The 249-nt window shown below is 57.4% G+C and carries 1 protein-coding gene; it reads right to left on the minus strand.

The window, feature by feature from the left end:
- A partial coding sequence (locus tag SB679_RS25595) for a hypothetical protein (RefSeq protein WP_410705176.1) occupies window positions 1–249 on the minus strand: 249 nt, incomplete at both ends.

Genomic DNA, 249 nt, shown 5'->3' on the forward strand with positions numbered 1-249 from the left:
GTCCACATTCGAGCATCCATGGCCGGTCGGGCCGCAAGCGCGGTTCGATTGGTTAGAGCGAATACCGTCCAAAGCAAAACGGCGCCAACCGAAATAACGATGCCGATAATGACACGGATGGGCATGCCGTAGAGTGCTTCGGAGAGCCCCAACAGGTTGACTAGGACAAGGCCAAGTGTCGAAAGGCCGAGGGGGATGCTCAGCATGCGCCATTGAACGGTCCTTTCACCGAGGTTGCCCATTATCGCG

This window comes from Chryseobacterium sp. SIMBA_029, from assembly GCF_046535275.1.
In the GTDB taxonomy this organism is placed as follows: domain Bacteria; phylum Bacteroidota; class Bacteroidia; order Flavobacteriales; family Weeksellaceae; genus Chryseobacterium.